The following is a 22,631-nucleotide window of genomic DNA, read 5'->3' on the forward strand; positions in this document are numbered from 1 at the left end:
GGCCCGGAGATGACAAAAGGCCTTCCATCGGGGAAGGCCTTTTTCAATATGGATGGCAACCCGTTACGGGCGATAAACTTTCACGTTGCTGAAGCCCTGCTCGCGCAGATAGAGCGCCTGCAGACGGCTCATCACCCCGCGCTCGCACCACAGCAGCCAGGTTTTGCTCTGATCGAGATCGCCAAATTTGGTGCTCAGCTTGTAGAACGGCAGCGAAACGACCTCAACGCCCTCGACCTTCAGCGGCTTGTCTTCCTGCTCGTCAATGGAGCGGATGTCGAGGATCGCGTCGTTAGCGCCAAAGCCGGTCACGGTTTCCACTTCAACCACGGCGGCTTCCGTCTGCTGGGCAATATCGCGAATGTCGATATTGCTCGCCTCTTCCACCACTTTATCGAGGATGCTGAAATCGAAGTGTTCTTCCTCCGCTTCAATCTTCGCCTTCACCGCCTTCACGGTCGGGCTCTTCGAGATCACGCCGCAGTATTCCGGCATGGTGCGGGCGAAATCTTCCGTGCCGATCTCACGCGCCAGGTCGATGATGTGCTCTTTATCATGCGAAATCAGCGGACGCAGGATCAGAGTATCGGAAACGTTGTCGATCAGGCGCAGGTTAGTGAGGGTCTGACTGGAAACCTGGCCCAGCGCTTCGCCGGTGACCAGCGCCTGCACGCCGTAGCGTTCCGCGACTTTTGACGCAGCGCGGACCATCATGCGCTTGAGCACGACACCCATCTGACCATCGTCCACTTTTTCAAGGATTTCGCCGACCACGGGCTCAAAGTTAATCGCCACAAAGCGAACGCGGTGCGAACTGCCGAAGCGGTTCCACAGGTAATGTGCGACCTGGCGAACGCCAATCTCGTGGGCGGCACCGCCAAGGTTAAAGAAGCAGTAGTGCACGCGGCAGCCGCGGCGCATCAGCATATAGCTGGAAACGCCGGAGTCAAAGCCGCCGGAGATCAGCGACAGCACATCTTCCTGGGTGCCGATCGGGAAGCCGCCGATGCCTTCATAGCGGCCTTTCACCAGCAGCAGGCGATCGTTTTCAATCTCGAGATTGACGGTGACGTCCGGGTCGGTCAGCTTCACGCGCGCCGTTTCAATATGCTGATTCAGACCGCCGCCGACGTAGCGTTCCACCTCAATGGAGGTGAATTCATGTTTGCCGCGACGCTTCACACGCACGCAGAAGGTCTTGCCTTCCAGCGCCTCGCGCCACAGCGGCAGCGTCTTTTCAAAAATATCGTGCAGCGAGGTGAACGGTACGTCTTCGACTTCCAGAATATGGTGGATGCCGGGGATACGGGTCAGCGCATCGCGAATAGCCGGGCGCTGATTTTCATCTTTCGCGCGAACTTCGATATGATCCCAATGACGGACGACGGCCAGCGTCTCGTCATAGTTTTTGAGAACGTTACGAATGTTCCCGGTTAAGATTTTAATGAAGCGCAACCGCACAGATTGGCTTTTGATGGTGATTTCCGGGAACAATTTAATGATAAACTTCATGGCGACAATAGTTCGTTGGCAAGCCCGACGGGGCTATAAGCAAAAGTTGTAAAGCAGCGCACACCGGTGCCTGCATCCTGGGCGCGGAGTATATCACCATTGCGCGTTATTTGCTTACACGCGTGACTTCGTTACCATACCCGGTATTGCCGTCGCGACATAACAAGAGTCTACATTCACTATGCCAAAGAAAAATGAGGCCCCGGCCAGCTTTGAAACTGCTCTGGGCGAACTGGAGCAGATCGTTAACCGTCTGGAAAGCGGCGATTTGCCGTTAGAGGAAGCGCTAAGCGAATTTGAGCGCGGCGTACAGCTGGCGCGCCAGGGGCAAAGTCAGCTGCAGAAGGCCGAACAGCGCGTGCAGATCCTGCTGGCGGATAGTGAAGATTCCCCGACCACGCCTTTTACGCCGGACGCTGAATAAAATGGATTTCCCGCAACAATTGCAGGCCTGTGTGGAACAGGCTAATGGGGCATTGCGCCGTTTTATCGCGCCGCAGCCCTTTCAGAACACTCCGCTGGTGGAAGCGATGCATTATGGCGCACTCTTAGGCGGTAAACGCCTGCGCCCCTTCCTTGTCTATGCCACCGGCGCGATGTTCGGCGTCAGCCGCACCACGCTCGATGCCCCCGCCGCGGCGGTCGAATGTATTCATGCTTATTCCCTGATGCATGATGATTTGCCGGCGATGGATGATGACGATCTGCGTCGCGGACTGCCGACCTGTCATATTAAATTTGGCGAAGCCAACGCAATTCTTGCGGGAGATGCCCTGCAAACGCTGGCGTTCTCTATACTGAGTGATGCGCCGATGGCCGACGTCTCTGATCGGGACCGGCTGGCGATGGTCTCCGAACTGGCGCAGGCCAGCGGCGTGGCGGGTATGTGCGGCGGCCAGGCGCTGGATCTGGAGGCGGAAGGACAGCAGGTGGATCTGCAGGCGCTGGAGCGTATCCATCGCCACAAAACGGGGGCGTTGATCCGCGCCGCCGTCCGGATGGGGGCGCTGAGCGCCGGCGAACGCGGCCGCGCTGCCCTGCCCGCGCTGGATCGCTATGCGGAAAATATCGGTCTTGCCTTCCAGGTCCAGGATGACATTCTCGACGTGGTAGGGGATACTGCGACCCTTGGCAAACGTCAGGGTGCCGACCAGCAATTGGGTAAAAGCACCTATCCCGCCCTCCTGGGTCTTGAGCAAGCCCGGAAGAAAGCGCACGACCTGATCGCTGATGCCCGCCGGTCGTTAGATGAGCTGGCCGCACAATCTCTGGATACTTCGGCACTGGAAGCGCTCGCGAATTACATTATTCAGCGCGATAAATAAACAATAAATGAGTCTCTGATGAGTTTTGATATTGCCAAATACCCGACCCTGGCGCTGGTAGATTCCACCCAGGAGTTGCGCCTGTTGCCAAAAGAGAGCCTGCCGAAGCTGTGTGATGAGCTGCGGCGCTATCTGCTGGACAGCGTCAGCCGCTCCAGCGGTCACTTTGCCTCTGGCCTCGGCACGGTGGAACTGACCGTGGCGCTGCACTACGTGTATAACACGCCGTTCGATCGCCTGATCTGGGACGTCGGCCATCAGGCCTACCCGCATAAAATTCTGACCGGCCGCCGGGACAAAATCGGCACCATTCGCCAGAAAGGCGGCCTGCATCCCTTCCCGTGGCGCGGTGAAAGCGAGTATGACGTGCTGAGCGTCGGCCACTCCTCCACCTCCATTTCCGCCGGTATCGGGGTGGCTATCGCCGCCGCGAAAGAGGATAAGCAGCGGCGCGCAGTGTGCGTGATTGGCGACGGGGCGATCACCGCCGGCATGGCGTTTGAAGCGATGAACCACGCCGGGGATATCAAACCCGACCTGCTGGTCGTGCTGAATGACAATGAAATGTCGATTTCCGAGAACGTCGGCGCGCTGAACAATCATCTGGCGCAGTTGCTCTCCGGTAAGCTCTACTCCACCCTGCGCGAAGGGGGCAAAAAGGTCTTCTCCGGGGTGCCGCCGATTAAAGAGCTGCTTAAACGAACCGAAGAACATATCAAAGGGATGGTGGTACCGGGGACGCTGTTTGAAGAGCTGGGCTTTAACTACATCGGGCCGGTCGATGGCCACGATGTGCTCGGTCTGGTCAGCACGCTGAAGAACATGCGCGATCTGAAAGGCCCGCAGTTCCTGCATATTATGACCAAAAAGGGCCGCGGCTATGAGCCCGCCGAGAAAGACCCGATCACCTTCCATGCGGTGCCAAAATTCGACCATACCAGCGGCGTACTGCCCAAAAGCAGCGGCGGCCTCCCTTCCTACTCGAAAATCTTCGGCGACTGGCTGTGCGAGACAGCGGCCAAAGACAGCAAGCTGATGGCGATCACGCCGGCGATGCGCGAAGGTTCAGGGATGGTGGAATTTTCGAAGAAATTCCCCGATCAGTACTTTGACGTCGCCATCGCCGAGCAGCATGCGGTCACCTTCGCCGCCGGGCTGGCGATTGGCGACTACAAGCCGGTGGTGGCGATCTACTCCACCTTCCTGCAGCGAGCCTACGATCAGGTGATCCACGATGTGGCTATCCAGAAGCTGCCGGTGCTGTTTGCTATCGACCGCGCCGGGATTGTCGGCGCAGACGGCCAGACGCATCAGGGAGCGTTCGATCTCTCCTTCCTGCGCTGTATTCCGGATATGGTGGTGATGACCCCGAGCGATGAAAATGAATGTCGCCAGATGCTGCATACCGGCTACCATTACAGCGACGGCCCCTGCGCCGTGCGCTATCCGCGCGGTAGCGGCACCGGCGCGACGCTCGAGCCGCTGGCATCGCTGCCGATCGGCAAAGGGATGGTGAAACGTCAGGGCGAGAAAATAGCGATCCTCAACTTTGGCACCCTGCTGCCGGAAGCCGCGGCGGTAGCGGATAAACTCAACGCGACCCTCGTGGATATGCGCTTTGTGAAGCCGCTGGATACGGCGCTGATCCTGCAGCTGGCCGGCGAACACGACGCGCTGGTGACGCTGGAAGAGAACGCCATCATGGGCGGCGCCGGCAGCGGCGTGAACGAAGTGCTGATGGCCCATCGCCGGGCGGTACCGGTGCTCAATATTGGCCTGCCGGATTATTTTATTCCTCAGGGCACTCAGGAAGAGATCCGCGCCGACCTCGGCCTTGATGCCGCCGGTATTGAAGCCAAAATCCGCGACTGGCTGGCATAATTGCCCCTTCCGCTCCTGCTATGCTTAAGGGATACCCTTGATGAATAGCAGGAGCGCACTATGCACTATATCCCCCTCGGTGATACTGCCTTACGGGTTTCCCGACTCTGCCTCGGCTGCATGACCTTCGGCGAGCCGGACCGCGGCAGACACGCCTGGACGCTTCCGGAAGAGAGCAGCCGCCCGCTTATCCAGCACGCTATTGAAGGCGGCATCAACTTCTTCGATACCGCAAACAGCTACTCCGACGGCAGCAGTGAAGAGATCGTTGGCCGCGCCCTGCGCGACTTTGCCCGCCGTGATGAGGTGGTTGTCGCCACCAAAGTGTATCACCAGGTCGGCGATCTGGCGGAAGGGCTTTCCCGGGCGCAGATCCTGCGCTCCATCGACGACAGCCTGCGCCGTCTTGGGATGGACTATGTCGACCTGCTGCAGATCCACCGCTGGGACTATACCACCCCGATTGAAGAGACCCTCGAAGCGCTGGACGAGGTGGTGAAAGCCGGCAAAGCGCGCTATATCGGCGCCTCGTCCATGCATGCCCGACAATTTGCCCAGGCGCTGGCGCTCCAGCAGCAGAACGGCTGGGCGCGCTTTGTCACCATGCAGGATCACTACAATCTGATTTACCGGGAAGAAGAGAATGAGATGCTGCCACTGTGTCAGCACAACGGCGTGGCGGTGATCCCGTGGAGCCCGCTGGCGCGCGGCAGACTGACCCGCCCCTGGGGAGAGACCACCGCCCGGCTGGTTTCGGATGAGTTCGGCAAAACGCTTTACAGCACCAGCGAAGAAAACGACGCGCAGATCGCCGGGAATCTCGCGGACGTGGCGGAAGAACTCGACGCCAGCCGCGCCCAGGTCGCCCTCGCCTGGCTGTTAAGTAAACCTGGCGTTGCCGCGCCGATTATCGGTCCATCGCGTCAGGAACAGCTCGACGACCTGCTGCAGGCGGTGGATTTGACGCTTTCTCCGGAACAGATCGACAAGCTGGAGGCGCCGTATCAGCCGCATCCGGTGGTGGGATTTAAGTAACAAGTGTGGTTTCCCCGGCAGCATGATGCTACCGGGGAGAGACGATTAAAGCAGACCGATGGGCCAGTGATGGCCAATGACATACAGCACGCCGGCCGAGATCACGCCGGCGACGATATCGTCGACCATAATCCCCATTCCGCCGTGGATATTGCGGTCAAACCAGCGAATCGGCCACGGCTTCCACATATCGAAGATACGGAAAATCACGAAGCCAGCGGCCACCCACTGCCAGTCCAGGGTCGGCAACGCCATCAGGGTGATCCACATCCCGACAAACTCATCCCAGACTATACTGCCGTGGTCATGGGTGCCCATATCTTTGGCCGTGCGATGGCACAGATAGACGCCAATACAGATGCTCATCATCACCACCAGCGAGTAGAGCTGCCAGGGGAGAAAGGTCATCAGATACCAGAACGGGATCGCCGCCAGCGACCCCATCGTCCCCGGTACCACCGGGCTTAAGCCGCTGCCAAAGCCAGTCGCCAGCAGATGCCACGGGTTACGCATGCTCAGGCGGCGTAACGCCTCGTCTCGACTACGCAAAGTGATCGTATCCCTTTAAATCAAGCGCGACCGGCTTACCATCGCGGATAAATTGCAGCCCTTCGCTCTCCGGCGCAATCTGTCCGATACAGGTAAAACGCGCGCCAAGATGGCCAAGGGCCACGTCCAGCGCCCCGCGGTTCAGCTCCGGTACGGTAAAGCACAGTTCGTAATCTTCCCCGCCGGCGAGCGCCCAGCGCAGCGCCTGCTCGGGCTCCACCTGGCGCAGTATCGCGTCGGAATACGGCATGGCATCGAGATCGATGCGCGCGCCGCAGCCGCTGGCTTTAAGAATATGGCCCAGATCGGAGATCAGGCCGTCGGAAAGATCGATAGCCGATGTCGCCAGGTCACGCAGCGCCTGACCCTGCAGCACGCGCGGCATCGGGCGCAGATGACGAGCCAGCAGGTAGTCGGCGTCAGACGGTTCATCCACCGTCAGCCGGTTCTGCAGCACCGCCAGGCCGGCGGCGCTGTCTCCCGGGGTGCCGGTGACATAGATCCAGTCTCCTGGCTTCGCGCCAGCGCGTTTCATGGCGCGCCCTGGCGGCACAAAGCCGTGAATACCCAGCGTCATGGCGAGCGGGCCACGGGTGGTATCACCGCCAATCAGCTGCATATCGTAATAGTCCAGCTGGACAAACAGGCTGTCGCTAAAGGCTTCCAGCCAGGTTTCATCCACCTCTGGCAAAGTCAGCGCCAGCGTGAGCCACGCCGGTTCCGCGCCCATCGCCGCGAGGTCGCTCAGGTTCACCGCCAGCGCTTTATAAGCGAGGTCGGCAGGGTCGATATCGGGTAAGAAGTGATTGCCCGCCACCAAGGTGTCGGTGCTGATTGCCAGCGTTTTTTTCTCGGGGATATTCAGGAGCGCGCAGTCATCGCCGATGCCGGTTTCAACATCAAGGCGGGCGCTTTTAACGCGATCAAAATAACGGGCAATCAGGGAAAATTCGCCGCATGCCATACGTTATGCCTCAGCAAAGAAAAAAATAAGGCCGGGTTCGCGGGATCAGATCCTGCAAAGCCCGGCCTGGCGTTTACTTTTTGCGGGGACGAATTACCGGAGCAGCTTTGTCCAGCACGCCGTTGACGAACTTATGGCTATCTTCAGCGCCGAAGGTTTTCGCCAGTTCGATAGCTTCATTGATGGCCACTTTATACGGTACGTCGTCACGTTTGGACAGCTCAAACAGCGCGATACGCAGCACCGCTTTTTCCACCTGGCCCAGCTCTTCCAGCTGACGGGACAGGTAGGGCTTCATCAGGCCGTCGAGGTACGCGCTGTTAGTCGCCACTCCGGACAGCAGTTCACGGAAATACAGAACATCTACATCTTTTACGTCCTGTTCCGCCAGGAACTGGTATTCGACATCAGCGATGTCGTTGTGGGACAACTGCCAGGAGTAGAGCGCCTGGACGGCACACTCACGGGCGCGGCGACGAGCAGCAGGTTTCACGGAATTCCCCTTACAAAAATCAGGCCTTGATGGCTTTCAATACGTTAATCATTTCCAGCGCGGTCAGCGCAGCTTCTGCGCCTTTGTTACCGGCTTTGGTGCCAGCGCGCTCGATGGCTTGTTCAATACTTTCAGTGGTCAGAACACCAAAGGCTACCGGGATTTCGCTGTCCTGAGCGACATGCGCCAGGCCATTGCTGGCACCGCCAGCCACATATTCAAAGTGGGCAGTACCGCCGCGGATCACCGTACCCAGCGCGATCACCGCGTCATATTTACCGGTTTTCGCCAGTGCGCCAGCCGCCAGCGGCAGCTCATACGCGCCTGGAACCCAAACAACGGTGATGTTTTCATCTTTTACCTGACCAATGCGTTTCAGGGCGTCAATCGCACCTTCCAGCAGGCTGTCATTGATAAAGTTGTTGAAACGCGCAATGGTGATGGCGACGCGAGCGTCCGGGGTAGCAACGTTAGCTTCAATAATGTTCATACTCTTCCTTCGGGTTCATGTGCCCCGCAAGGGGGGCGGATTTTATCATATTATTCTGAGCGCTGCTTCCTAATAATCAGGAAAGCCTCACGCAGTGGTTAAATGCAGGCAGACATCCGGGCCAACCTGACGTATCTCATTGAATTTGAAATGGGGTGCCTGGCTCAGTTCTTCAAGCCCCGGCAGCGCGCATAATCCACGCGCCGCATTGCCTAACAGTTTAGGCGCAATATAGACGATAAGCTCGTCGACAAGGCCAGCCTGCAGCAGCGCCCCGGCGAGCGTCGCTCCCGCCTCCACCCAGACGCTGTTCACCTGCTGTTTACCGAGCTGCATCATTAGCAGCACGAGGTCGAGATGGCCGTTATGCTCAGGCACCAGCAGGGTACGCACGTTGTCAGGCCAGGCACGTTCATCGGCATGGGTGCGGGCAAACAGAGTTTCACCTTGCTGCTGGATAATTCGATGCTCCGGCGTGACGCGGTTTTGGCTATCGATGACGATACGCAGCGGCTGACGCAGGTTCTCCTGCGGATAGAGCGCCTGCGTATCGGCGCTCAGCTCCTGCCAGCGCACGGTCAGCGCCGGATCGTCCGCCAGCACGGTGGCGCTGCTGGTGAGGATGGCATGACTCTGGGCGCGCAGACGCTGCACGTCGCGTCGCGCCTGCGGGGAGGTGATCCACTGGCTTTCACCGCTGGCCATCGCCGTGCGGCCGTCCAGCGAGGCGCCCAGCTTTAGCTGCACCCAGGGAAAACCGGTGCGCATCCGCTTCAGGAAGCCCTTATTCAGCGCTTCCGCTTCGTTCATCATCAGCCCGTGGCTGACGTCAATACCGGCCTGCTGCAGACGATACAGACCGCGCCCCGCCACCTGCGGGTTTGGGTCTTGCATCGCAGCGACCACGCGGCTAACGCCGGCGGCGATCAACGCATCGCAGCACGGCGGCGTACGGCCATGGTGGCTGCAGGGCTCAAGGGTGACGTAGGCGGTGGCGCCCTGCGCCTTTTCGCCGGCCATGCGGAGCGCGTGCACTTCAGCGTGCGGCTCGCCGGCGCGATAGTGAAAGCCCTCGCCGACGATTTCGCCGTCTTTCACAATGACGCAGCCGACATTAGGGTTAGGATGGGTGGTAAAGCGTCCGCGCGCGGCAAGCTTCAGCGCTCGCGCCATGTACATTTCGTCCTGCATGGCTTAGTCCTGTAAGCGGGCGATCTCTTCGCCGAATTCTTTGATGTCTTCAAAGCTGCGATAGACCGACGCAAAGCGAATATAGGCGACTTTATCCAGCTTTTTCAGCTGCTCCATCACCAGATTGCCAATCATTTTGCTGGCCACTTCGCGCTCGCCGGTGCCGCGCAGATGGGTTTTGATATGGTTGACCGCCATTTCCACGTCATCGGCGCTAACCGGACGTTTCTCCAGCGCTTTCAGCATCCCGCTGCGCAGCTTGTCTTCGTTGAAGGGTTCACGCACATCGTTACTCTTCACCACCCGGGGCATCACCAGCTCCGCCACTTCGAAGGTGGTAAAGCGTTCATTACAGACCAGGCACTGCCGACGGCGACGCACGGAAGAGCCTTCCCCCACCAGACGAGAGTCGATCACTTTGGTATCCACGGCGAAACAGAAAGGGCAATGCATAGCGCGTCCTGACAGGTAGTTAAACTGAAGGGTAGTTTACCGCGAAGTGACCTGACTACAAAGAAAGAGCTTTTGAGACAAAGGATCTATGAGAGAGGCAGGCGGTTTGGCTACCATTAAGCATCCTCTGCAAACGGAATCCTGACCATGACAAGACGTTACCTGAAACTCGCCATCGCGGGCAGCCTGTTTACCCTGACCGCCTGCGCCCAGCAAAGCGAAATCCGCCAGATGCACCAGAGCGTGAGTACCCTGAGCCAGGAGATGACCCAGCTCAATCAGCAAACGATCAAAATCACCCAACAAAACGCGCTGAACGCCAAATCCACCCGCGGCGTCTATCTGCTGCCGGAGGCCAAAACCCCGGCGCGGCTGGAGAGCCAGATCGGCACCCTGCGCATGTCGGTGGGCAGCATTACGCCGGACGGCGACGGGTCACGCCTGACTTTACGCATTCAGGGTGAATCCAACGATCCGCTGCCGGCCTTTACCGCCACCGTCGCCTCCGGGCAGATCACCGGCACCACCCACAGCTATCAGGAAGTCAATGTACAGGATCAGCTGATTAGCGCCCCGGCCAGCATCCTCGCCCCCAGCGATGTGGATATCCCGTTGCGTCTGAACGTGACGCCCGACAAAGTCGGTTTTATTCGCGTCCACGATATCCAGCCCGCCGCCGCACAGTAAATCTTCACGCCGGGCCCTGCCCCGCCCGGCCTACCTCCAGCCCCGTCTTTCTTATCCACTTACAACTTTTCACAAGAGTTCATTAGAAATCGTTCTGTATGGCGATTTTCAGTAGCATTTTGTCAAGAAATGCATAGAATCGTGAACGCAATCGATTACGCATGTTCTGGTTATGTGAAACAACACGTATTTTTGTGAGCAATGATTCCTATAATAGACCCCCACAGAAAGACGAAATATTTAGAAACGCTTCGGCACTTCTTTTAACGCCTTCAGGCTCAATTTAAACAGTGGCATTACTATGAAAAAAACATTACTGGCAGCGGGTGCGGTTGTGGCGCTCTCCACTTCTTTTACTGCGGGCGCGGCAGAAAACGATAAACCGCAGTACCTGTCTGACTGGTGGCACCAGAGTGTTAACGTGGTGGGCAGCTACCACACCCGTTTTGGACCGCAGATCCGTAACGATACCTACCTGGAATATGAAGCGTTCGCCAAAAAAGACTGGTTTGATTTCTACGGCTATATCGATGCCCCGGTATTCTTCGGCGGCAACAGCACGGCAAAAGGTATCTGGAACAACGGCTCGCCGCTGTTTATGGAGATCGAACCGCGTTTCTCTATCGATAAGCTGACCAATACCGATCTGAGCTTCGGGCCGTTCAAAGAGTGGTACTTCGCGAACAACTATATCTACGATATGGGCCGTAACGACTCTCAGGAGCAGAGCACCTGGTATATGGGTCTGGGTACCGATATCGATACCGGCCTGCCGATGAGCCTGTCACTGAACGTCTACGCCAAATACCAGTGGCAGAACTACGGCGCGTCCAACGAAAACGAGTGGGACGGCTACCGCTTCAAAGTGAAATACTTCGTGCCGCTGACCGACCTGTGGGGCGGCTCGCTGAGCTACATCGGTTTCACCAACTTCGACTGGGGTTCTGACCTCGGCGATGACAACTTCTACGATCTGAACGGGAAGCACGCGCGCACCAGCAACTCCATCGCCTCCAGCCACATCCTGGCGCTGAACTACGCGCACTGGCACTACTCGGTGGTGGCCCGTTACTTCCATAACGGCGGCCAGTGGGCTGACGATGCCAAGCTGAACTTCGGCGATGGCGATTTCAGCGTCCGCTCGACCGGCTGGGGTGGTTACTTCGTGGTCGGTTACAACTTCTAATTGCGGATACAGCAAGACAGCGCCCGGGCCAGCCGGGCGTTTTTATTTCTCCCACACGTCGCACCGCACTTTGCGCAGAAAATCGCTTAACGAGCGATCGGCACACTCGCTGAATCGACGCTCGGTCGCCCTGACCGCCAGACAACGGTCGAGGCGAAAGTTACGATAATCATTACGCAGCTCGCACCAGGCCACCAGCAGCCAGCGCTCCCCCCAGAAAAACAGCCCCAGCGGCAGCACGTCGCGCTCGGTTACCCGGCCAGACTCATCCTGATAGCGCAACTGCAGCACCTGCTGGCCGGAGACCGCCTGATGAATGACGTCAAAATAGGTTTTGGCATAGCGATGGGCGCCGAGATCGGGGGCAAACAGGCGGGTCTGCTCCGCCTGGCGCCGGCGCGCCTCCGGCAGGATCGCCAGCATCTTCTCCTGGGCGGATTCCAGCGATTGCGACAGCGCCTCACCGCCCCAGGTTTTCAGCAACCGAATCGCGGCGATCAGCGCTTCGGATTCTTTGGTGGTCAGCATCAGCGGCGGCAGATCGTAGCCCGCCAGCAGGCGATAACCACTCCCCGCCTCGCCCTCCACCGGCACGCCGGAGAGGGAGAGATCGCGAATATCGCGATACACGGTGCGCTCCGACACGCCCAACCGCTCCGCCAGCAGCGCGGCGGTAGTGAGCCGCCTGCCGCGCAGGATCTGCACAATCTGAAATAAACGGTCGGCGCGTCGGGTCATGTCTCACTTCACAAAACGTTTAGGTTAAGCCGGCTGGTGCAGGCCGACGCGGTTGCCCTCGCTGTCAGTAAACAGCGCGATGGTGCCAATATCATTCGGCAGCGTCAGCGGCCCGAAAACACACGCCCCACCCGCCGAGGCAACGCGGTCCAGGGTGGCGGCAAGATGGTCTGTATGCAGGTAAATAATAGCGCCCTGCGCTGAAGGCGCGATACCCTCAAATTTGGCCAGCGCGCCGCCGGGGGCCGGATCCTGATGCGGGAACACCGCCAGCTCGGCGCAGTCCATGGTTTCGCGACGTAGCGTCACCTGCATCACCGGCTCATAAAACGCGACGGCGCGATCCATATCGACGACCGGAATTTCAAACCAGTTAATGACGTTATTCATACTTCCTCCTGCTCGTTAGTGAGTTCAGAAGGAGTGTATGGGAGGGCTCCTGACAGCATACTGTCAGCAGGTTTTATCGCGGACAAAAAAAAATCCCGGCCGCCTGGGCCGGGATGGCTTTATCTCAACTGAACCGGATTACGGCAGAATAGACGGCTGGTCCGCCCCTTCTTTTTCGACCTTCTGCTGCAGCAGATGCTCGCGCTTCATACCCAGTTTCAACGCCAGCGCAGAGGCGACGTAGATAGAGGAAGCCGTACCGATGGAGACACCGATCAGCATGGTCAGCGAGAAGCCTTCCAGAATCGGGCCGCCGAACAGGAACAGCATCAGGATCACCATCAGGGTGGTCCCGGAGGTGATCAAGGTACGGTGCAGCGTCTGGGTCAACGACACGTTGAAGATCTCGTACGGCGTACCGCGGCGGATCTTACGGAAGTTTTCACGGATACGGTCCGATACCACAATACTGTCGTTCAGCGAGTAGCCGATAACCGACATCAACGAGGCCACAATGGTCAGGTCGATCTCGATATGGAACAGCGACAGTACGCCCATGGTGATCACCACATCGTGCGCCAGGGCGATAACCACCCCGGCAGCCAGACGCCATTCGAAGCGGAAGCCGACGTAGATCAGGATACAGACCAGCGCGGCAATCAGCGCCAGGGCGCCAGTTTGCGCGAGGTCCGCGCCGACGCTCGGGCCGACAAACTCAATTCGCTTCACCGCCGCATTCTGGCTGGTCGATTCGTTAATCACCGTCACGACCTTGCTGCCCAGTTCCTGGCTGACGTTGGCGTCATGCACCGGCGGCATACGTACCATGATGTCGCGGCTGCTGCCAAAGTTCTGCACCTGCGGCTCTTCAAAGCCCGCTTTCTGCAGGGAGTCGCGCATCTGGTCCAGATCGACCGGCTTCTCAAGGGTAATCTCGATCACCGTACCGCCGGTGAAATCGAGCCCCCAGTTAAAGCCGCGGACGCCGATGATGGCGATCGACACAATCAGCAGAAAACCTGAAATGCCGAAGGCCCAGTAGTCCCAGCGCATAAAGTCCCAGACTTTACGGCCGTGGTTCAATTGTTCAACAGTATATTCCTGTGCCACAACGCACTCCTCAGATAGACAGCTTTTTAACGCGCTTGCCGCCGTACAGCAGGTTCACGATGGCACGGGTGCCGACGATAGCGGTAAACATTGAGGTCGCGATACCGATACCGGTGGTAATCGCAAACCCTTTAATGGCACCGGTACCGACCGCGTACAGGATGATCACTTTGATAAGCGTCGTCACGTTGGCGTCGAAGATCGAGCTGAACGCGCCGCGATAACCTTCGTCAATCGCCTGCTGAACGGTACGCCCGTTGCTCAGCTCTTCTTTGATACGCTCGTTGATCAGAACGTTAGCATCGACCGCCACCGCAAGGGTTAACACGATACCCGCGATGCCCGGCATGGTCAGCGTCGCCCCCGGGATCAGGGACATAATGCCGACAATCAGCACCAGGTTGGCAATCAGCGCCGAGGTCGCAATCAGACCGAACTTCTTATAGAAGAGGATCATGAACAGGATAGAGACCACCAGGCCGGCCAGACAGGCTTCCAGACCCTGCTTGATGTTCTGCATACCAAGGGTTGGGCCGATAGTCCGCTCTTCGACGATCTGAATCGGGGCAATCAGCGCGCCGGCACGCAGCAGCAGCGACAGCTGGCGTGCTTCGTTCGGGTTGCTGATACCGGTGATACGGAAGCTGTTACCCAGACGCGACTGGATGTTGGCGATGTTAATCACCTCTTCCTCTTTCGCCAGGATAGCGCGACCGTTAGCGTCTTTCTTACCGCTGTCTTTATACTCCACGAACAGGGTCGCCATCGGCTTACCGATATTGTCCTTGGTGAAGTTAGACATGATATTACCGCCCGCGCTGTCCAGCGAGATGTTGACCTGCGGCTGGTTGTACTCATCCATGCTGGAGGTCGAGTCGGTGATATGGTCACCGGTCAGGATCACTCGCTTGTACAGCACCACCGGCTGGCCTTCACGCGTCTCTTTCACTTCCGAGTCGCCCGGCACGCGGCCAGAGGCAGCGGCGGACTGGTCCACGTTGGTATTGACCAGACGGAACTCGAGGGTCGCGGTTGCGCCAAGGATCTCTTTCGCCCGCGCGGTATCCTGGATACCCGGCAGCTCAACCACGATGCGGTCAGCACCCTGACGCTGAACCAGCGGTTCGGCGACGCCCAGCTGGTTCACACGGTTACGCAGAATGTTAATGTTCTGCTGAACCGCGTACTCACGGGCTTCTTTCAGGCGCTCATCGGTCATCACCGCTTTCAGGCTGTTGTCACCCTGAGAGGAAATCACCAGATCGCGATGGCGAGGGCTGAGATAAGAGATAGCCTGGTCGCGCGCCGCGCTGTCGCGGAAGACGATGCTCAGACCATAGTTGTCTTCCTTGCGCACGGTCGCGTAAGGAATGCCTTTGTCACGCAGTTCGCTGCGCAGGCTGTCGATGTTCTGTTCCTGCAGCTTGCCTAACGCGGTGTCCATGTCGACTTCCATCAGGAAGTGCACGCCGCCGCGCAGATCAAGACCCAGCTTCATTGGCTCGGCATAGAGTGCCGCCAGCCAGCGTGGGGTTGCCGGAGCAAGGTTTAGCGCCACGACGTATTTGTCACCTAGCACGGTAAGCAGCGCTTCACGCGCACGCAGCTGGGTATCAGTGGTGTCGAAGCGCGCAAGAATAGCGCCCTCTTCCAGTGCCACAGACTTCGCGGTTATTTTTTCTTCTTGTAAAGTTTTCTGGACCTGGATCAGCGTTTGCTCACTGGCGGCGACGCCGCGCGCGCCAGTGATTTGAACAGCCGGATCCTCACCATACAGGTTGGGAAGCGCATAGATCAGGCCGACGACAATGACGACGACCAGCATGACGTACTTCCACAAAGGATAACGGTTTAACACGGCAGTTCCCTTTGGGAAAAGTTAGATTACAGCGCCTTCATGGTGCCTTTCGGCAGAACGGCAGCAACGAAGTCACGTTTGATAACCACTTCAGTGGTATCGTTCAGCGCGATAGCAATGTAGCCAGTTTCCGCTACTTTGGTCACGCGACCGACCAGACCGCCGTTGGTCAGCACTTCATCACCTTTGGCGATGGAGTTCATCAGGTTCTTGTGTTCCTTGGTGCGCTTCTGCTGTGGACGCAGGATCATGAAGTAAAAAATCAGACCGAACACCACCAGCATCAGAATCAGAGACATCGGGCTGCCCTGCGCCGGTGCACCCGTTGCCGCTACCGCATCAGAAATAAAAAAGCTCATTGAAATTCCCTCATTATTAAAATTAATCAACGTTCAAAGGAGGCACGGTGCGCCCCTGACGTTGGTAAAAATCGGTCACGAAGCTCTCTAATTTACCCTCTTCGATAGCCTTGCGTAAACCAGCCATTAAACGCTGATAGTAGCGCAGGTTATGAATGGTATTGAGACGCGCGCCCAATATTTCGTTGCAACGGTCGAGGTGATGCAAGTAAGCGCGTGAATAATTGCGACATGTATAGCAATCACACTCGGCGTCCAGCGGTGCGGTATCGCTTTTGTGCTTCGCGTTGCGGATTTTCACCACGCCGTCGGTGACGAACAGGTGGCCGTTACGCGCGTTGCGCGTCGGCATGACGCAGTCGAACATATCGATACCGCGACGTACCCCTTCCACCAGATCTTCCGGCTTCCCGACGCCCATCAGGTATCGTGGTTTATCGGCCGGGATCTGCGGGCAGACGTGCTCCAGAATACGGTGCATGTCTTCCTTCGGCTCACCGACCGCCAAACCGCCGACAGCGTAGCCATCAAAGCCAATCTCTACCAGACCTTTCACCGAGATATCACGTAAATCTTCGTAAACGCTGCCCTGAATGATGCCGAACAGCGCATTTTTATTGCCAAGGCTATCGAAACGGTCGCGGCTGCGCTTGGCCCAGCGCAGAGACATTTCCATCGAGCGCTTAGCGTAATCCCAGTCCGCCGGGTACGGCGTACATTCGTCGAAGATCATCACGATGTCGGAACCGAGATCGTATTGAATCTCCATCGATTTTTCCGGATCGAGGAAAATCGGATCGCCGTTGATCGGGTTGCGGAAATGGACGCCCTGCTCGGTGATCTTACGGATATCGCCAAGGCTGAACACCTGGAAGCCGCCGGAGTCGGTAAGGATCGGTCCTTTCCACTGCATAAAATCGTGCAGATCGCCATGCAGCTTCATGATCTCCTGACCCGGGCGCAGCCACAGGTGGAAGGTGTTGCCGAGAATAATCTGCGCGCCGGTGGCTTCCACTTCTTCCGGCGTCATCCCTTTGACGGTGCCGTAGGTGCCAACGGGCATAAAGGCCGGTGTTTCCACCACGCCGCGCTCAAACACCAGGCGACCGCGGCGGGCGCGACCGTCGGTGGTATCCAGTTCAAATTTCATGCTTGCTCCTGCGTCAGAAAAACAGTCCGACGTTTTCATACTCGCCACGGAATGATTCCGTGGCTAAAAAATGCGTCATGGCGTCCAAAACGCCGGCGGGCCGGCCTTGTCAGGGACGCTCAGAAATAGCCTGCGGATTGTACGTGATAAACATCGCATCCCCGTAGCTAAAAAAGCGATATTTCTGCTCCACCGCCACCTTATAGGCGTTCATGGTGTGCTGATAACCCGCAAACGCCGACACCAGCATAATCAGTGTGGATTCAGGGAGATGGAAGTTGGTTACCAGCGCATCGATCACCTGGTACTGATAACCCGGGTAGATGAAAATCTGCGTATCGTCGAAGAACGGCGCGATCAGGGCGTCTTTCGCCGCCTGCGCCGCGCTCTCCAGCGAGCGTACCGAGGTGGTGCCTACCGCAATCACGCGGTTGCCGCGCGCTTTCGCCGCCAGCACCGCATCGACCACCTCCTGCGGCACTTCCGCATATTCAGAGTGCATGGTGTGCTCTTCAATGCTGTCGACGCGCACCGGCTGGAAAGTCCCCGCCCCCACGTGCAGGGTGACAAACGCCATCTCAACGCCTTTAGCGCGCAGTTTGTCCAGCAGCGGTTCGTCGAAGTGCAGACCGGCGGTCGGGGCGGCTACCGCGCCCGGCCTGGTGCCGTAGACGGTTTGATAGAGTTCGCGATCAGCGTCTTCGTCCGGGCGGTCAATGTAGGGCGGCAGCGGCATATGGCCGATCCCGTTGAGGATCTCCAGCACCGGACGCTCGTCGTTAAATTCCACTTCAAACAGCGCGCCATGACGCGCCAGCATCGTGGCCTTAATGCTCTCGTCATCGCCCAGCAGCAGCTCGGCGCCCGGCTTCGGCGCTTTTGAGGCGCGAATATGGGCCAGGATGCGCTTATCATCCAGCATCCGCTCCACCAGCACTTCAATCTTGCCGCCGCTGGCCTTACGGCCGAACAGACGCGCCGGGATCACCCGGGTGTTGTTAAACACCAGCAGATCGCCGGGATTGAGCTTATCGAGGATGTCGGTGAAGGTGCCATGCGTCAGCGCGCCCGTCGGCCCGTCCAGGGAGAGCAGGCGGCAGCTGCTGCGCTCAGGCATCGGATAGTGGGCGATCAGAGATTCGGGTAGTTCAAAAGCAAAATCGGTAACGCGCATGACGGTAACTCAGACTGAATAAAGAGGCGGGTAGTCTAGTGCCGGGGCGTTCCGCCTGCAACCTTTACCCCTCCGGATGAATGACATAATCTATATTCCAAATCATTCCGAATGCCGCCATGCGGCAACCGAATGCCTTACCGGTGGCAAAGGTGCCGCGCGCAGCCAGGCAGCATGCCATGCGGACACCGAGGCGCCGTTCAGCGCAACATCGGTGATTCCACCTGCCCGCTCGTATTTAAAGGATGTCGTTTTATGAATTTTCTCGCCCACCTGCACCTCGCCCATCTCGCCGACAGCTCGCTGCCCGGCAACCTGATGGCCGATTTTGTGCGCGGCAACCCGCAGGGCGACTATCCGGCTGAGATCATCGACGGCATCTATATGCATCGCCGGATTGACGTGATGACTGACAACCTGGCGGAAGTCAAAGAGGCGCGGGAGTGGTTTCGCCCGCAAACCCGTCGCGTCGCCCCCATCACCCTCGATGTCATGTGGGATCATTTCCTGTCGCAGCACTGGGCGCAGCTCTCCCCTGACCTGCCGCTGGACGAGTTCGTGCGCTACGCCGAGCAGCAGATCGTCCCCATCCTGCCCGACTCGCCGCCACGCTTCGTCAATCTGAATCAGTACCTGTGGTCGGAGCGCTGGCTGGAGCGCTATCAGGAGATGGATTTTATTCAGCGCGTGCTTAACGGCATGGCCAGCCGCCGTCCGCGTCTCGACGCCCTACGCGATTCCTGGCAGGATCTGGATACCCACTACGACCAGCTGGAGGGGCAGTTCTGGCGCTTTTATCCGCAAATGATGCGCCTGGCAGAAAACAAACAGCTGTAATAGCCACGTGATTGATAGGTAAAAGCTGGCTGAACGATTGTTAGCGCCTCTTTGTGTTATTAGCGGCCAGGCTCTATACTTGCCCGCGTTGCGTTCCAAATAACCTTAGTAATTACAGGAGAATCAAATGGTTCTGGTCACTCGTCAAGCGCCGGATTTTACTGCAGCCGCTGTGCTGGGTAATGGTGAGATCGTTGAGAAATTCAATTTCAAACAGCACACCAACGGTAAACCTACCGTTCTGTTCTTCTGGCCGATGGACTTCACTTTCGTGTGCCCGTCTGAGCTGATCGCGTTCGACAAACGTTACGAAGAATTCCAGAAACGCGGCGTGGAAGTGGTTGGCGTTTCCTTCGATTCCGAGTTCGTTCACAACGCATGGCGTAACACCCCGGTAGACCAGGGCGGTATCGGCCCGGTTAAATACGCGATGGTTGCTGACATCAAACGTGAAATCCAGAAAGCTTACGGTATCGAGCATCCGGACGAAGGCGTAGCGCTGCGCGGCTCTTTCCTGATCGACGCTAACGGCGTGGTACGCCACCAGGTGGTTAACGACCTGCCGCTGGGCCGTAACATCGACGAAATGCTGCGTATGGTTGATGCGCTGCAGTTCCACGAAGAGCACGGCGAAGTCTGCCCGGCGCAGTGGGAAAAAGGAAAAGAAGGTATGGCTGCTTCTCCGGAAGGCGTAGCAAAATACCTGACCGAAAACGTCTCCAGCCTGTAATCGGCACGCGTTTTAATAAAAGGCTCGCTCAGGCGGGCCTTTTTTGTTAGCGGTGTCAAAATTTAAGAAAATGACCCGCCGATATTTGTGACCAGAGATACACTTCTGCCGAAAAAATTCGCCCTACCTCTCACTTTTTCTCTGTCAAATTTCAGCGTCAAAATACAAAGCCTTCATAACCCACTGAAAAATACATAAATTATTTATATCGTTTTCTGCCGGTACTTTGCCGTCGATGTGATCCCCATCAATATTTAAAACCCCGGATGTGATCTCATCCATCATTTTCATCAATGTATTTAGTCATGATTTTACTCAGGAACAGGAATACGTTCAGGAGCTGAGGATGGAAATTATTTTTGACCCGTCGTTAATCGCCCTTAAGCAGAATATTTCCCGTGCGGAAGAGGCCATCGAACTGGCGGGTTCATTACTCGCCAGGCGTCAGATTTGCAGCGCCGAATATGTCAACGAGATGCTGACGGTATATGAAGATTTCGGCGCTGCCATCGTCATAGACGACGGGATTGCCATGCCGCACGCCCGGCCGGAAAAAGGGGCATTGCAAACCGGATTTTCGCTTGTCACCACCGCCACGCCAATCTCCTTCGGCCACGATGAGTTCGATCCGGTTACCGTGATCATCGCTATCGCCGGCGCGGACGCTGACAGTCATATCAAAATGATCCAACTGATAGCCTCGCTGATCGAGTCAGATATTGTGACCTTCCTTCAGCAGGAAAATGACGTGAATTCAGTCTTACATTTCATCCAAAAACAAATGGAGTAGTCATTATGTTAGTTATCAGAACAGTTTGTGGTAACGGTATTGGCAGTTCATTGATGGCTGCGAATAATGTCAAAAAGATCTGTGAAGAATTAGGTATCAAAGCGGACGTCGCCTCGGTCGATTTTGCTAACGCCGTCGGCGAAAAAGCCGACCTTTACGTCACGATCAAAGAACTGGCAAATCAATTTCCAGCCCACTGTCATGTCGCCATCATTCGCAGCTATGTCCATAAAGCGAAAATCGCCGAGGATATTACCGACGCGCTGACCAAAATTGCGGCGAATCACTCTTAATTAACATAGAGGGAACGACCATGCAGGCTATTCTTAGTTTCTTAGCGGAAATATTCAGTCAACCTGCTTTTTTAATGGGGCTGATTGCTTTTGTCGGTTTAGTGGCGCTGCGCTCCCCCGGTAACAAACTCCTTACCGGCACATTAAAACCGATTCTAGGCTATTTAATGTTGAGCGCTGGCGCAGGCGTTATCGTTGCCAATCTCAACCCGCTGGGCGGTATTATCGAGGCCGGGTTTAATATCCGCGGCGTTATTCCAAACAATGAAGCCATTGTCTCCGTCGCCCAGAAGATGCTGGGCGTGGAAACCATGAGTATTTTGCTGTTAGGCTTTATTTTCAACCTGATTATCGCCCGCTGTACCAAGTATAAATATATCTTTCTGACCGGCCATCACTCGTTCTTCCTCGCCTGCCTGTTTTCCGCTGTCCTGCAGGCGGCGGAGTTCCATGGCTGGATGTTGATCCTGATCGGCGGATTCCTGCTGGGGTCATGGTCGGCCATCTCCCCCGCGATTGGTCAGCGTTACACCAAGCAGGTCACGGAAGACGGTGGGATCGCCATGGGTCATTTCGGCTCCCTCGGCTACTACCTCTCGGCATGGATCGCCAGCCGGACCGGCAATCCGGCAAATTCCTTCGCGGATACCGAAATTTCAGAAAAGTGGGGCTTTCTGCGCGATACCACCGTCACCACCGGTATCGTGATGTTTGTTATCTACTTTATCTGCAGCGCTGTCGCCGGGTCGGCATACCTGAGCACCATCACCGACCAAAACATGCTGATCTTCTCGGTGCTGACCGGCCTGCAATTCGCCGTTGGCGTGGCCATTGTGTACAACGGTGTGCGGCTGATCCTCGGCGATCTGGTGCCGGCATTCCAGGGCATCAGCCAGAAGCTGATCCCGGACTCCATCCCGGCCGTTGACTGCGCGGTATTCTTCACCTTTAGCCCCACCGCCGTGGTGGTGGGATTCATCAGCTCCTTCGTGGGCGGGCTGGTCGGGATGCTCTTGCTCGGCGGGCTGGGCATGGCGCTGATTATTCCCGGCATGGTGCCGCACTTCTTCTGCGGCGGCACGTCCGGCGTCTTCGCCGACAAGCTGGGCGGCAAGCGCGGATGTATCATCGCCTCCTTTATCGGGGGGATCTTCCTCGCCTTCCTGCCGGCGATGCTGCTGCCGGCGCTCGGCAACCTCGGGTTTGAAAACAGCACCTTCGCCGATTTCGACTTCGCGGTATGGGGCATCATTATCGGTAACGCCTTCACCCAGTTTGGCCAGGTCACTATCTACCTGATTTGTCTGGTGCTGCTCGTCGCGCTGCTGGCGCCTTTCTGTTTCCGTCACGTACGGGTGGTTGGCGATACGCTCAGCTATGAGGAGCTCACGGCGAAGCAGAAAAATGAATAAGCGACGTCATTTTTCCCGGCGGGG

Annotated in this window: 27 protein-coding genes; 11 read left to right on the forward strand and 16 right to left on the reverse strand. The window is 57.3% G+C overall.

All coding sequences use genetic code 11. The features are described from left to right. Positions 1-63 precede the first annotated feature (63 nt). The gene (gene thiI / locus AC3EMD_RS21715) at positions 64-1,512 is read right to left on the reverse strand and encodes a tRNA uracil 4-sulfurtransferase ThiI (protein ID WP_008805382.1); all 1,449 of its coding nucleotides are present in this window, start codon (positions 1,510-1,512) and stop codon (positions 64-66) included. Positions 1,513-1,693: 181 nt separating this feature from the next. Between thiI and xseB the strand changes: the two genes are divergently transcribed. Genes xseB through AC3EMD_RS21735 form a run of 4 tightly spaced genes read left to right on the forward strand, consistent with a single transcriptional unit; the run spans position 1,694 to position 5,753 of the window. Further along, positions 1,694-1,936 (forward strand): exodeoxyribonuclease VII small subunit, encoded by a 243-nt coding sequence (gene xseB / locus AC3EMD_RS21720; RefSeq protein WP_002891398.1) that lies wholly within the window; start codon positions 1,694-1,696, stop codon positions 1,934-1,936. Position 1,937: 1 nt separating this feature from the next. After that, complete coding sequence (gene ispA / locus AC3EMD_RS21725) at positions 1,938-2,837, forward strand: (2E,6E)-farnesyl diphosphate synthase (protein ID WP_008805381.1); 900 nt, start codon at positions 1,938-1,940, stop codon at positions 2,835-2,837. 18 nt (positions 2,838-2,855) lie between these two features. Further along, the gene (gene dxs / locus AC3EMD_RS21730; protein WP_008805380.1) at positions 2,856-4,718 is read left to right on the forward strand and encodes a 1-deoxy-D-xylulose-5-phosphate synthase; all 1,863 of its coding nucleotides are present in this window, start codon (positions 2,856-2,858) and stop codon (positions 4,716-4,718) included. A gap of 60 nt (positions 4,719-4,778) precedes the next feature. Further along, positions 4,779-5,753, forward strand: coding sequence for an aldo/keto reductase (locus AC3EMD_RS21735; RefSeq protein WP_016160373.1), 975 nt, complete (start codon positions 4,779-4,781; stop codon positions 5,751-5,753). Between the two features lie 45 nt (positions 5,754-5,798). On the opposite strand, the gene pgpA is transcribed toward AC3EMD_RS21735, so the two are convergent. The 6 genes from pgpA to nrdR all read right to left on the reverse strand — a co-directional run bounded on the left by pgpA (position 5,799) and on the right by nrdR (position 9,893). Further along, positions 5,799-6,302 carry a phosphatidylglycerophosphatase A gene (gene pgpA / locus AC3EMD_RS21740; protein ID WP_008805378.1) on the reverse strand — a complete coding sequence of 168 codons (504 nt, stop codon included), beginning with the start codon at positions 6,300-6,302 and terminating at the stop codon, positions 5,799-5,801. Continuing rightward, positions 6,295-7,266: a thiamine-phosphate kinase gene (thiL, locus tag AC3EMD_RS21745; RefSeq protein WP_012542699.1), complete on the reverse strand. Its 972-nt coding sequence runs from the start codon at positions 7,264-7,266 to the stop codon at positions 6,295-6,297. The genes pgpA and thiL overlap by 8 nt, the downstream gene beginning before the upstream one ends. A 73-nt stretch (positions 7,267-7,339) precedes the next feature. Next, entirely contained in the window at positions 7,340-7,759 is a 420-nt protein-coding gene (gene nusB, locus AC3EMD_RS21750; protein ID WP_008805376.1) for a transcription antitermination factor NusB, read from the reverse strand. A 19-nt stretch (positions 7,760-7,778) separates the two neighbouring features. After that, a complete protein-coding gene (gene ribH, locus AC3EMD_RS21755) occupies positions 7,779-8,249 on the reverse strand; it encodes a 6,7-dimethyl-8-ribityllumazine synthase (RefSeq protein ID WP_001021161.1) in 471 nt (156 codons plus the stop codon). Between the two features lie 87 nt (positions 8,250-8,336). After that, positions 8,337-9,440: a bifunctional diaminohydroxyphosphoribosylaminopyrimidine deaminase/5-amino-6-(5-phosphoribosylamino)uracil reductase RibD gene (gene ribD / locus AC3EMD_RS21760; protein WP_046620461.1), complete on the reverse strand. Its 1,104-nt coding sequence runs from the start codon at positions 9,438-9,440 to the stop codon at positions 8,337-8,339. Positions 9,441-9,443: 3 nt separating this feature from the next. Beyond that, on the reverse strand, positions 9,444-9,893 hold the full coding sequence (gene nrdR, locus AC3EMD_RS21765; protein WP_002890417.1) for a transcriptional regulator NrdR: 450 nt from the start codon (positions 9,891-9,893) through the stop codon (positions 9,444-9,446). A 147-nt stretch (positions 9,894-10,040) separates the two neighbouring features. On the opposite strand from nrdR, the gene AC3EMD_RS21770 reads away from it, so the two are divergent. Continuing rightward, positions 10,041-10,580, forward strand: a complete 540-nt coding sequence (locus AC3EMD_RS21770) for a SadB/YajI family lipoprotein (RefSeq protein WP_008805374.1) — start codon at positions 10,041-10,043, stop codon at positions 10,578-10,580. 301 nt (positions 10,581-10,881) lie between these two features. Further along, the gene (locus AC3EMD_RS21775; protein WP_004204836.1) at positions 10,882-11,766 is read left to right on the forward strand and encodes a nucleoside-specific channel-forming protein Tsx; all 885 of its coding nucleotides are present in this window, start codon (positions 10,882-10,884) and stop codon (positions 11,764-11,766) included. A 42-nt stretch (positions 11,767-11,808) separates the two neighbouring features. Here AC3EMD_RS21775 and AC3EMD_RS21780 read toward each other — a convergent pair whose 3' ends face one another. The 8 genes from AC3EMD_RS21780 to AC3EMD_RS21815 all read right to left on the reverse strand — a co-directional run bounded on the left by AC3EMD_RS21780 (position 11,809) and on the right by AC3EMD_RS21815 (position 18,726). Next, complete coding sequence (locus tag AC3EMD_RS21780; RefSeq protein WP_008805373.1) at positions 11,809-12,504, reverse strand: helix-turn-helix transcriptional regulator; 696 nt, start codon at positions 12,502-12,504, stop codon at positions 11,809-11,811. Positions 12,505-12,528: 24 nt separating this feature from the next. Beyond that, positions 12,529-12,894, reverse strand: a complete 366-nt coding sequence (locus AC3EMD_RS21785) for a VOC family protein (RefSeq protein ID WP_046882300.1) — start codon at positions 12,892-12,894, stop codon at positions 12,529-12,531. Positions 12,895-13,032: 138 nt separating this feature from the next. Then, entirely contained in the window at positions 13,033-14,004 is a 972-nt protein-coding gene (secF, locus tag AC3EMD_RS21790) for a protein translocase subunit SecF (RefSeq protein ID WP_008805371.1), read from the reverse strand. A 10-nt stretch (positions 14,005-14,014) separates the two neighbouring features. Continuing rightward, entirely contained in the window at positions 14,015-15,862 is a 1,848-nt protein-coding gene (secD, locus tag AC3EMD_RS21795) for a protein translocase subunit SecD (RefSeq protein ID WP_008805370.1), read from the reverse strand. Between the two features lie 26 nt (positions 15,863-15,888). Then, entirely contained in the window at positions 15,889-16,221 is a 333-nt protein-coding gene (gene yajC, locus AC3EMD_RS21800) for a preprotein translocase subunit YajC (RefSeq protein ID WP_002890398.1), read from the reverse strand. Positions 16,222-16,243: 22 nt separating this feature from the next. Continuing rightward, the gene (tgt, locus tag AC3EMD_RS21805) at positions 16,244-17,371 is read right to left on the reverse strand and encodes a tRNA guanosine(34) transglycosylase Tgt (RefSeq protein ID WP_002890395.1); all 1,128 of its coding nucleotides are present in this window, start codon (positions 17,369-17,371) and stop codon (positions 16,244-16,246) included. Positions 17,372-17,480: 109 nt separating this feature from the next. Next, entirely contained in the window at positions 17,481-18,545 is a 1,065-nt protein-coding gene (gene queA / locus AC3EMD_RS21810; protein ID WP_002890390.1) for a tRNA preQ1(34) S-adenosylmethionine ribosyltransferase-isomerase QueA, read from the reverse strand. 64 nt (positions 18,546-18,609) lie between these two features. Then, complete coding sequence (locus tag AC3EMD_RS21815) at positions 18,610-18,726, reverse strand: hypothetical protein (protein ID WP_004218831.1); 117 nt, start codon at positions 18,724-18,726, stop codon at positions 18,610-18,612. Positions 18,727-18,800: 74 nt separating this feature from the next. Between AC3EMD_RS21815 and acpH the strand changes: the two genes are divergently transcribed. Both acpH and AC3EMD_RS21825 read left to right on the forward strand, forming a co-directional pair. Next, entirely contained in the window at positions 18,801-19,382 is a 582-nt protein-coding gene (acpH, locus tag AC3EMD_RS21820) for an ACP phosphodiesterase (protein WP_008805369.1), read from the forward strand. Positions 19,383-19,509: 127 nt separating this feature from the next. Further along, a complete protein-coding gene (locus AC3EMD_RS21825; RefSeq protein ID WP_004178733.1) occupies positions 19,510-20,112 on the forward strand; it encodes a peroxiredoxin in 603 nt (200 codons plus the stop codon). A gap of 144 nt (positions 20,113-20,256) precedes the next feature. On the opposite strand, the gene AC3EMD_RS21830 is transcribed toward AC3EMD_RS21825, so the two are convergent. Then, on the reverse strand, positions 20,257-20,403 hold the full coding sequence (locus AC3EMD_RS21830) for a hypothetical protein (RefSeq protein ID WP_012542702.1): 147 nt from the start codon (positions 20,401-20,403) through the stop codon (positions 20,257-20,259). A 55-nt stretch (positions 20,404-20,458) separates the two neighbouring features. On the opposite strand from AC3EMD_RS21830, the gene AC3EMD_RS21835 reads away from it, so the two are divergent. Genes AC3EMD_RS21835 through ulaA form a run of 3 tightly spaced genes read left to right on the forward strand, consistent with a single transcriptional unit; the run spans position 20,459 to position 22,607 of the window. Continuing rightward, positions 20,459-20,902 (forward strand): PTS sugar transporter subunit IIA, encoded by a 444-nt coding sequence (locus AC3EMD_RS21835; protein WP_012542703.1) that lies wholly within the window; start codon positions 20,459-20,461, stop codon positions 20,900-20,902. Between the two features lie 5 nt (positions 20,903-20,907). Further along, on the forward strand, positions 20,908-21,195 hold the full coding sequence (locus AC3EMD_RS21840; protein WP_012968839.1) for a PTS sugar transporter subunit IIB: 288 nt from the start codon (positions 20,908-20,910) through the stop codon (positions 21,193-21,195). A gap of 20 nt (positions 21,196-21,215) precedes the next feature. After that, positions 21,216-22,607 carry a PTS ascorbate transporter subunit IIC gene (gene ulaA / locus AC3EMD_RS21845; RefSeq protein WP_012968840.1) on the forward strand — a complete coding sequence of 464 codons (1,392 nt, stop codon included), beginning with the start codon at positions 21,216-21,218 and terminating at the stop codon, positions 22,605-22,607. Positions 22,608-22,631 lie beyond the last annotated feature (24 nt).

Source organism: Klebsiella sp. PK18 (genome assembly GCF_057784655.1).

What these genes read in the sequence shown, in the direction of transcription:
- dxs (WP_008805380.1), top strand. Translation starts at nt 2,856, where the DNA reads ATGAGTTTTGATATTGCCAAATACCCGACCCTGGCGCTGGTAGATTCC.
- ribH (WP_001021161.1), bottom strand. Translation starts at nt 8,249, where the DNA reads ATGAACATTATTGAAGCTAACGTTGCTACCCCGGACGCTCGCGTCGCC.
- AC3EMD_RS21785 (WP_046882300.1), bottom strand. Translation starts at nt 12,894, where the DNA reads ATGAATAACGTCATTAACTGGTTTGAAATTCCGGTCGTCGATATGGAT.
- thiL (WP_012542699.1), bottom strand. Translation starts at nt 7,266, where the DNA reads ATGGCATGCGGCGAATTTTCCCTGATTGCCCGTTATTTTGATCGCGTT.
- nrdR (WP_002890417.1), bottom strand. Translation starts at nt 9,893, where the DNA reads ATGCATTGCCCTTTCTGTTTCGCCGTGGATACCAAAGTGATCGACTCT.
- AC3EMD_RS21735 (WP_016160373.1), top strand. Translation starts at nt 4,779, where the DNA reads ATGCACTATATCCCCCTCGGTGATACTGCCTTACGGGTTTCCCGACTC.
- acpH (WP_008805369.1), top strand. Translation starts at nt 18,801, where the DNA reads ATGAATTTTCTCGCCCACCTGCACCTCGCCCATCTCGCCGACAGCTCG.
- AC3EMD_RS21830 (WP_012542702.1), bottom strand. Translation starts at nt 20,403, where the DNA reads ATGAAAATGATGGATGAGATCACATCCGGGGTTTTAAATATTGATGGG.
- AC3EMD_RS21775 (WP_004204836.1), top strand. Translation starts at nt 10,882, where the DNA reads ATGAAAAAAACATTACTGGCAGCGGGTGCGGTTGTGGCGCTCTCCACT.
- AC3EMD_RS21840 (WP_012968839.1), top strand. Translation starts at nt 20,908, where the DNA reads ATGTTAGTTATCAGAACAGTTTGTGGTAACGGTATTGGCAGTTCATTG.
- AC3EMD_RS21770 (WP_008805374.1), top strand. Translation starts at nt 10,041, where the DNA reads ATGACAAGACGTTACCTGAAACTCGCCATCGCGGGCAGCCTGTTTACC.
- queA (WP_002890390.1), bottom strand. Translation starts at nt 18,545, where the DNA reads ATGCGCGTTACCGATTTTGCTTTTGAACTACCCGAATCTCTGATCGCC.
- ispA (WP_008805381.1), top strand. Translation starts at nt 1,938, where the DNA reads ATGGATTTCCCGCAACAATTGCAGGCCTGTGTGGAACAGGCTAATGGG.
- tgt (WP_002890395.1), bottom strand. Translation starts at nt 17,371, where the DNA reads ATGAAATTTGAACTGGATACCACCGACGGTCGCGCCCGCCGCGGTCGC.
- ribD (WP_046620461.1), bottom strand. Translation starts at nt 9,440, where the DNA reads ATGCAGGACGAAATGTACATGGCGCGAGCGCTGAAGCTTGCCGCGCGC.
- thiI (WP_008805382.1), bottom strand. Translation starts at nt 1,512, where the DNA reads ATGAAGTTTATCATTAAATTGTTCCCGGAAATCACCATCAAAAGCCAA.
- ulaA (WP_012968840.1), top strand. Translation starts at nt 21,216, where the DNA reads ATGCAGGCTATTCTTAGTTTCTTAGCGGAAATATTCAGTCAACCTGCT.
- AC3EMD_RS21835 (WP_012542703.1), top strand. Translation starts at nt 20,459, where the DNA reads ATGGAAATTATTTTTGACCCGTCGTTAATCGCCCTTAAGCAGAATATT.
- AC3EMD_RS21780 (WP_008805373.1), bottom strand. Translation starts at nt 12,504, where the DNA reads ATGACCCGACGCGCCGACCGTTTATTTCAGATTGTGCAGATCCTGCGC.
- AC3EMD_RS21815 (WP_004218831.1), bottom strand. Translation starts at nt 18,726, where the DNA reads ATGGCATGCTGCCTGGCTGCGCGCGGCACCTTTGCCACCGGTAAGGCA.
- AC3EMD_RS21825 (WP_004178733.1), top strand. Translation starts at nt 19,510, where the DNA reads ATGGTTCTGGTCACTCGTCAAGCGCCGGATTTTACTGCAGCCGCTGTG.
- yajC (WP_002890398.1), bottom strand. Translation starts at nt 16,221, where the DNA reads ATGAGCTTTTTTATTTCTGATGCGGTAGCGGCAACGGGTGCACCGGCG.
- xseB (WP_002891398.1), top strand. Translation starts at nt 1,694, where the DNA reads ATGCCAAAGAAAAATGAGGCCCCGGCCAGCTTTGAAACTGCTCTGGGC.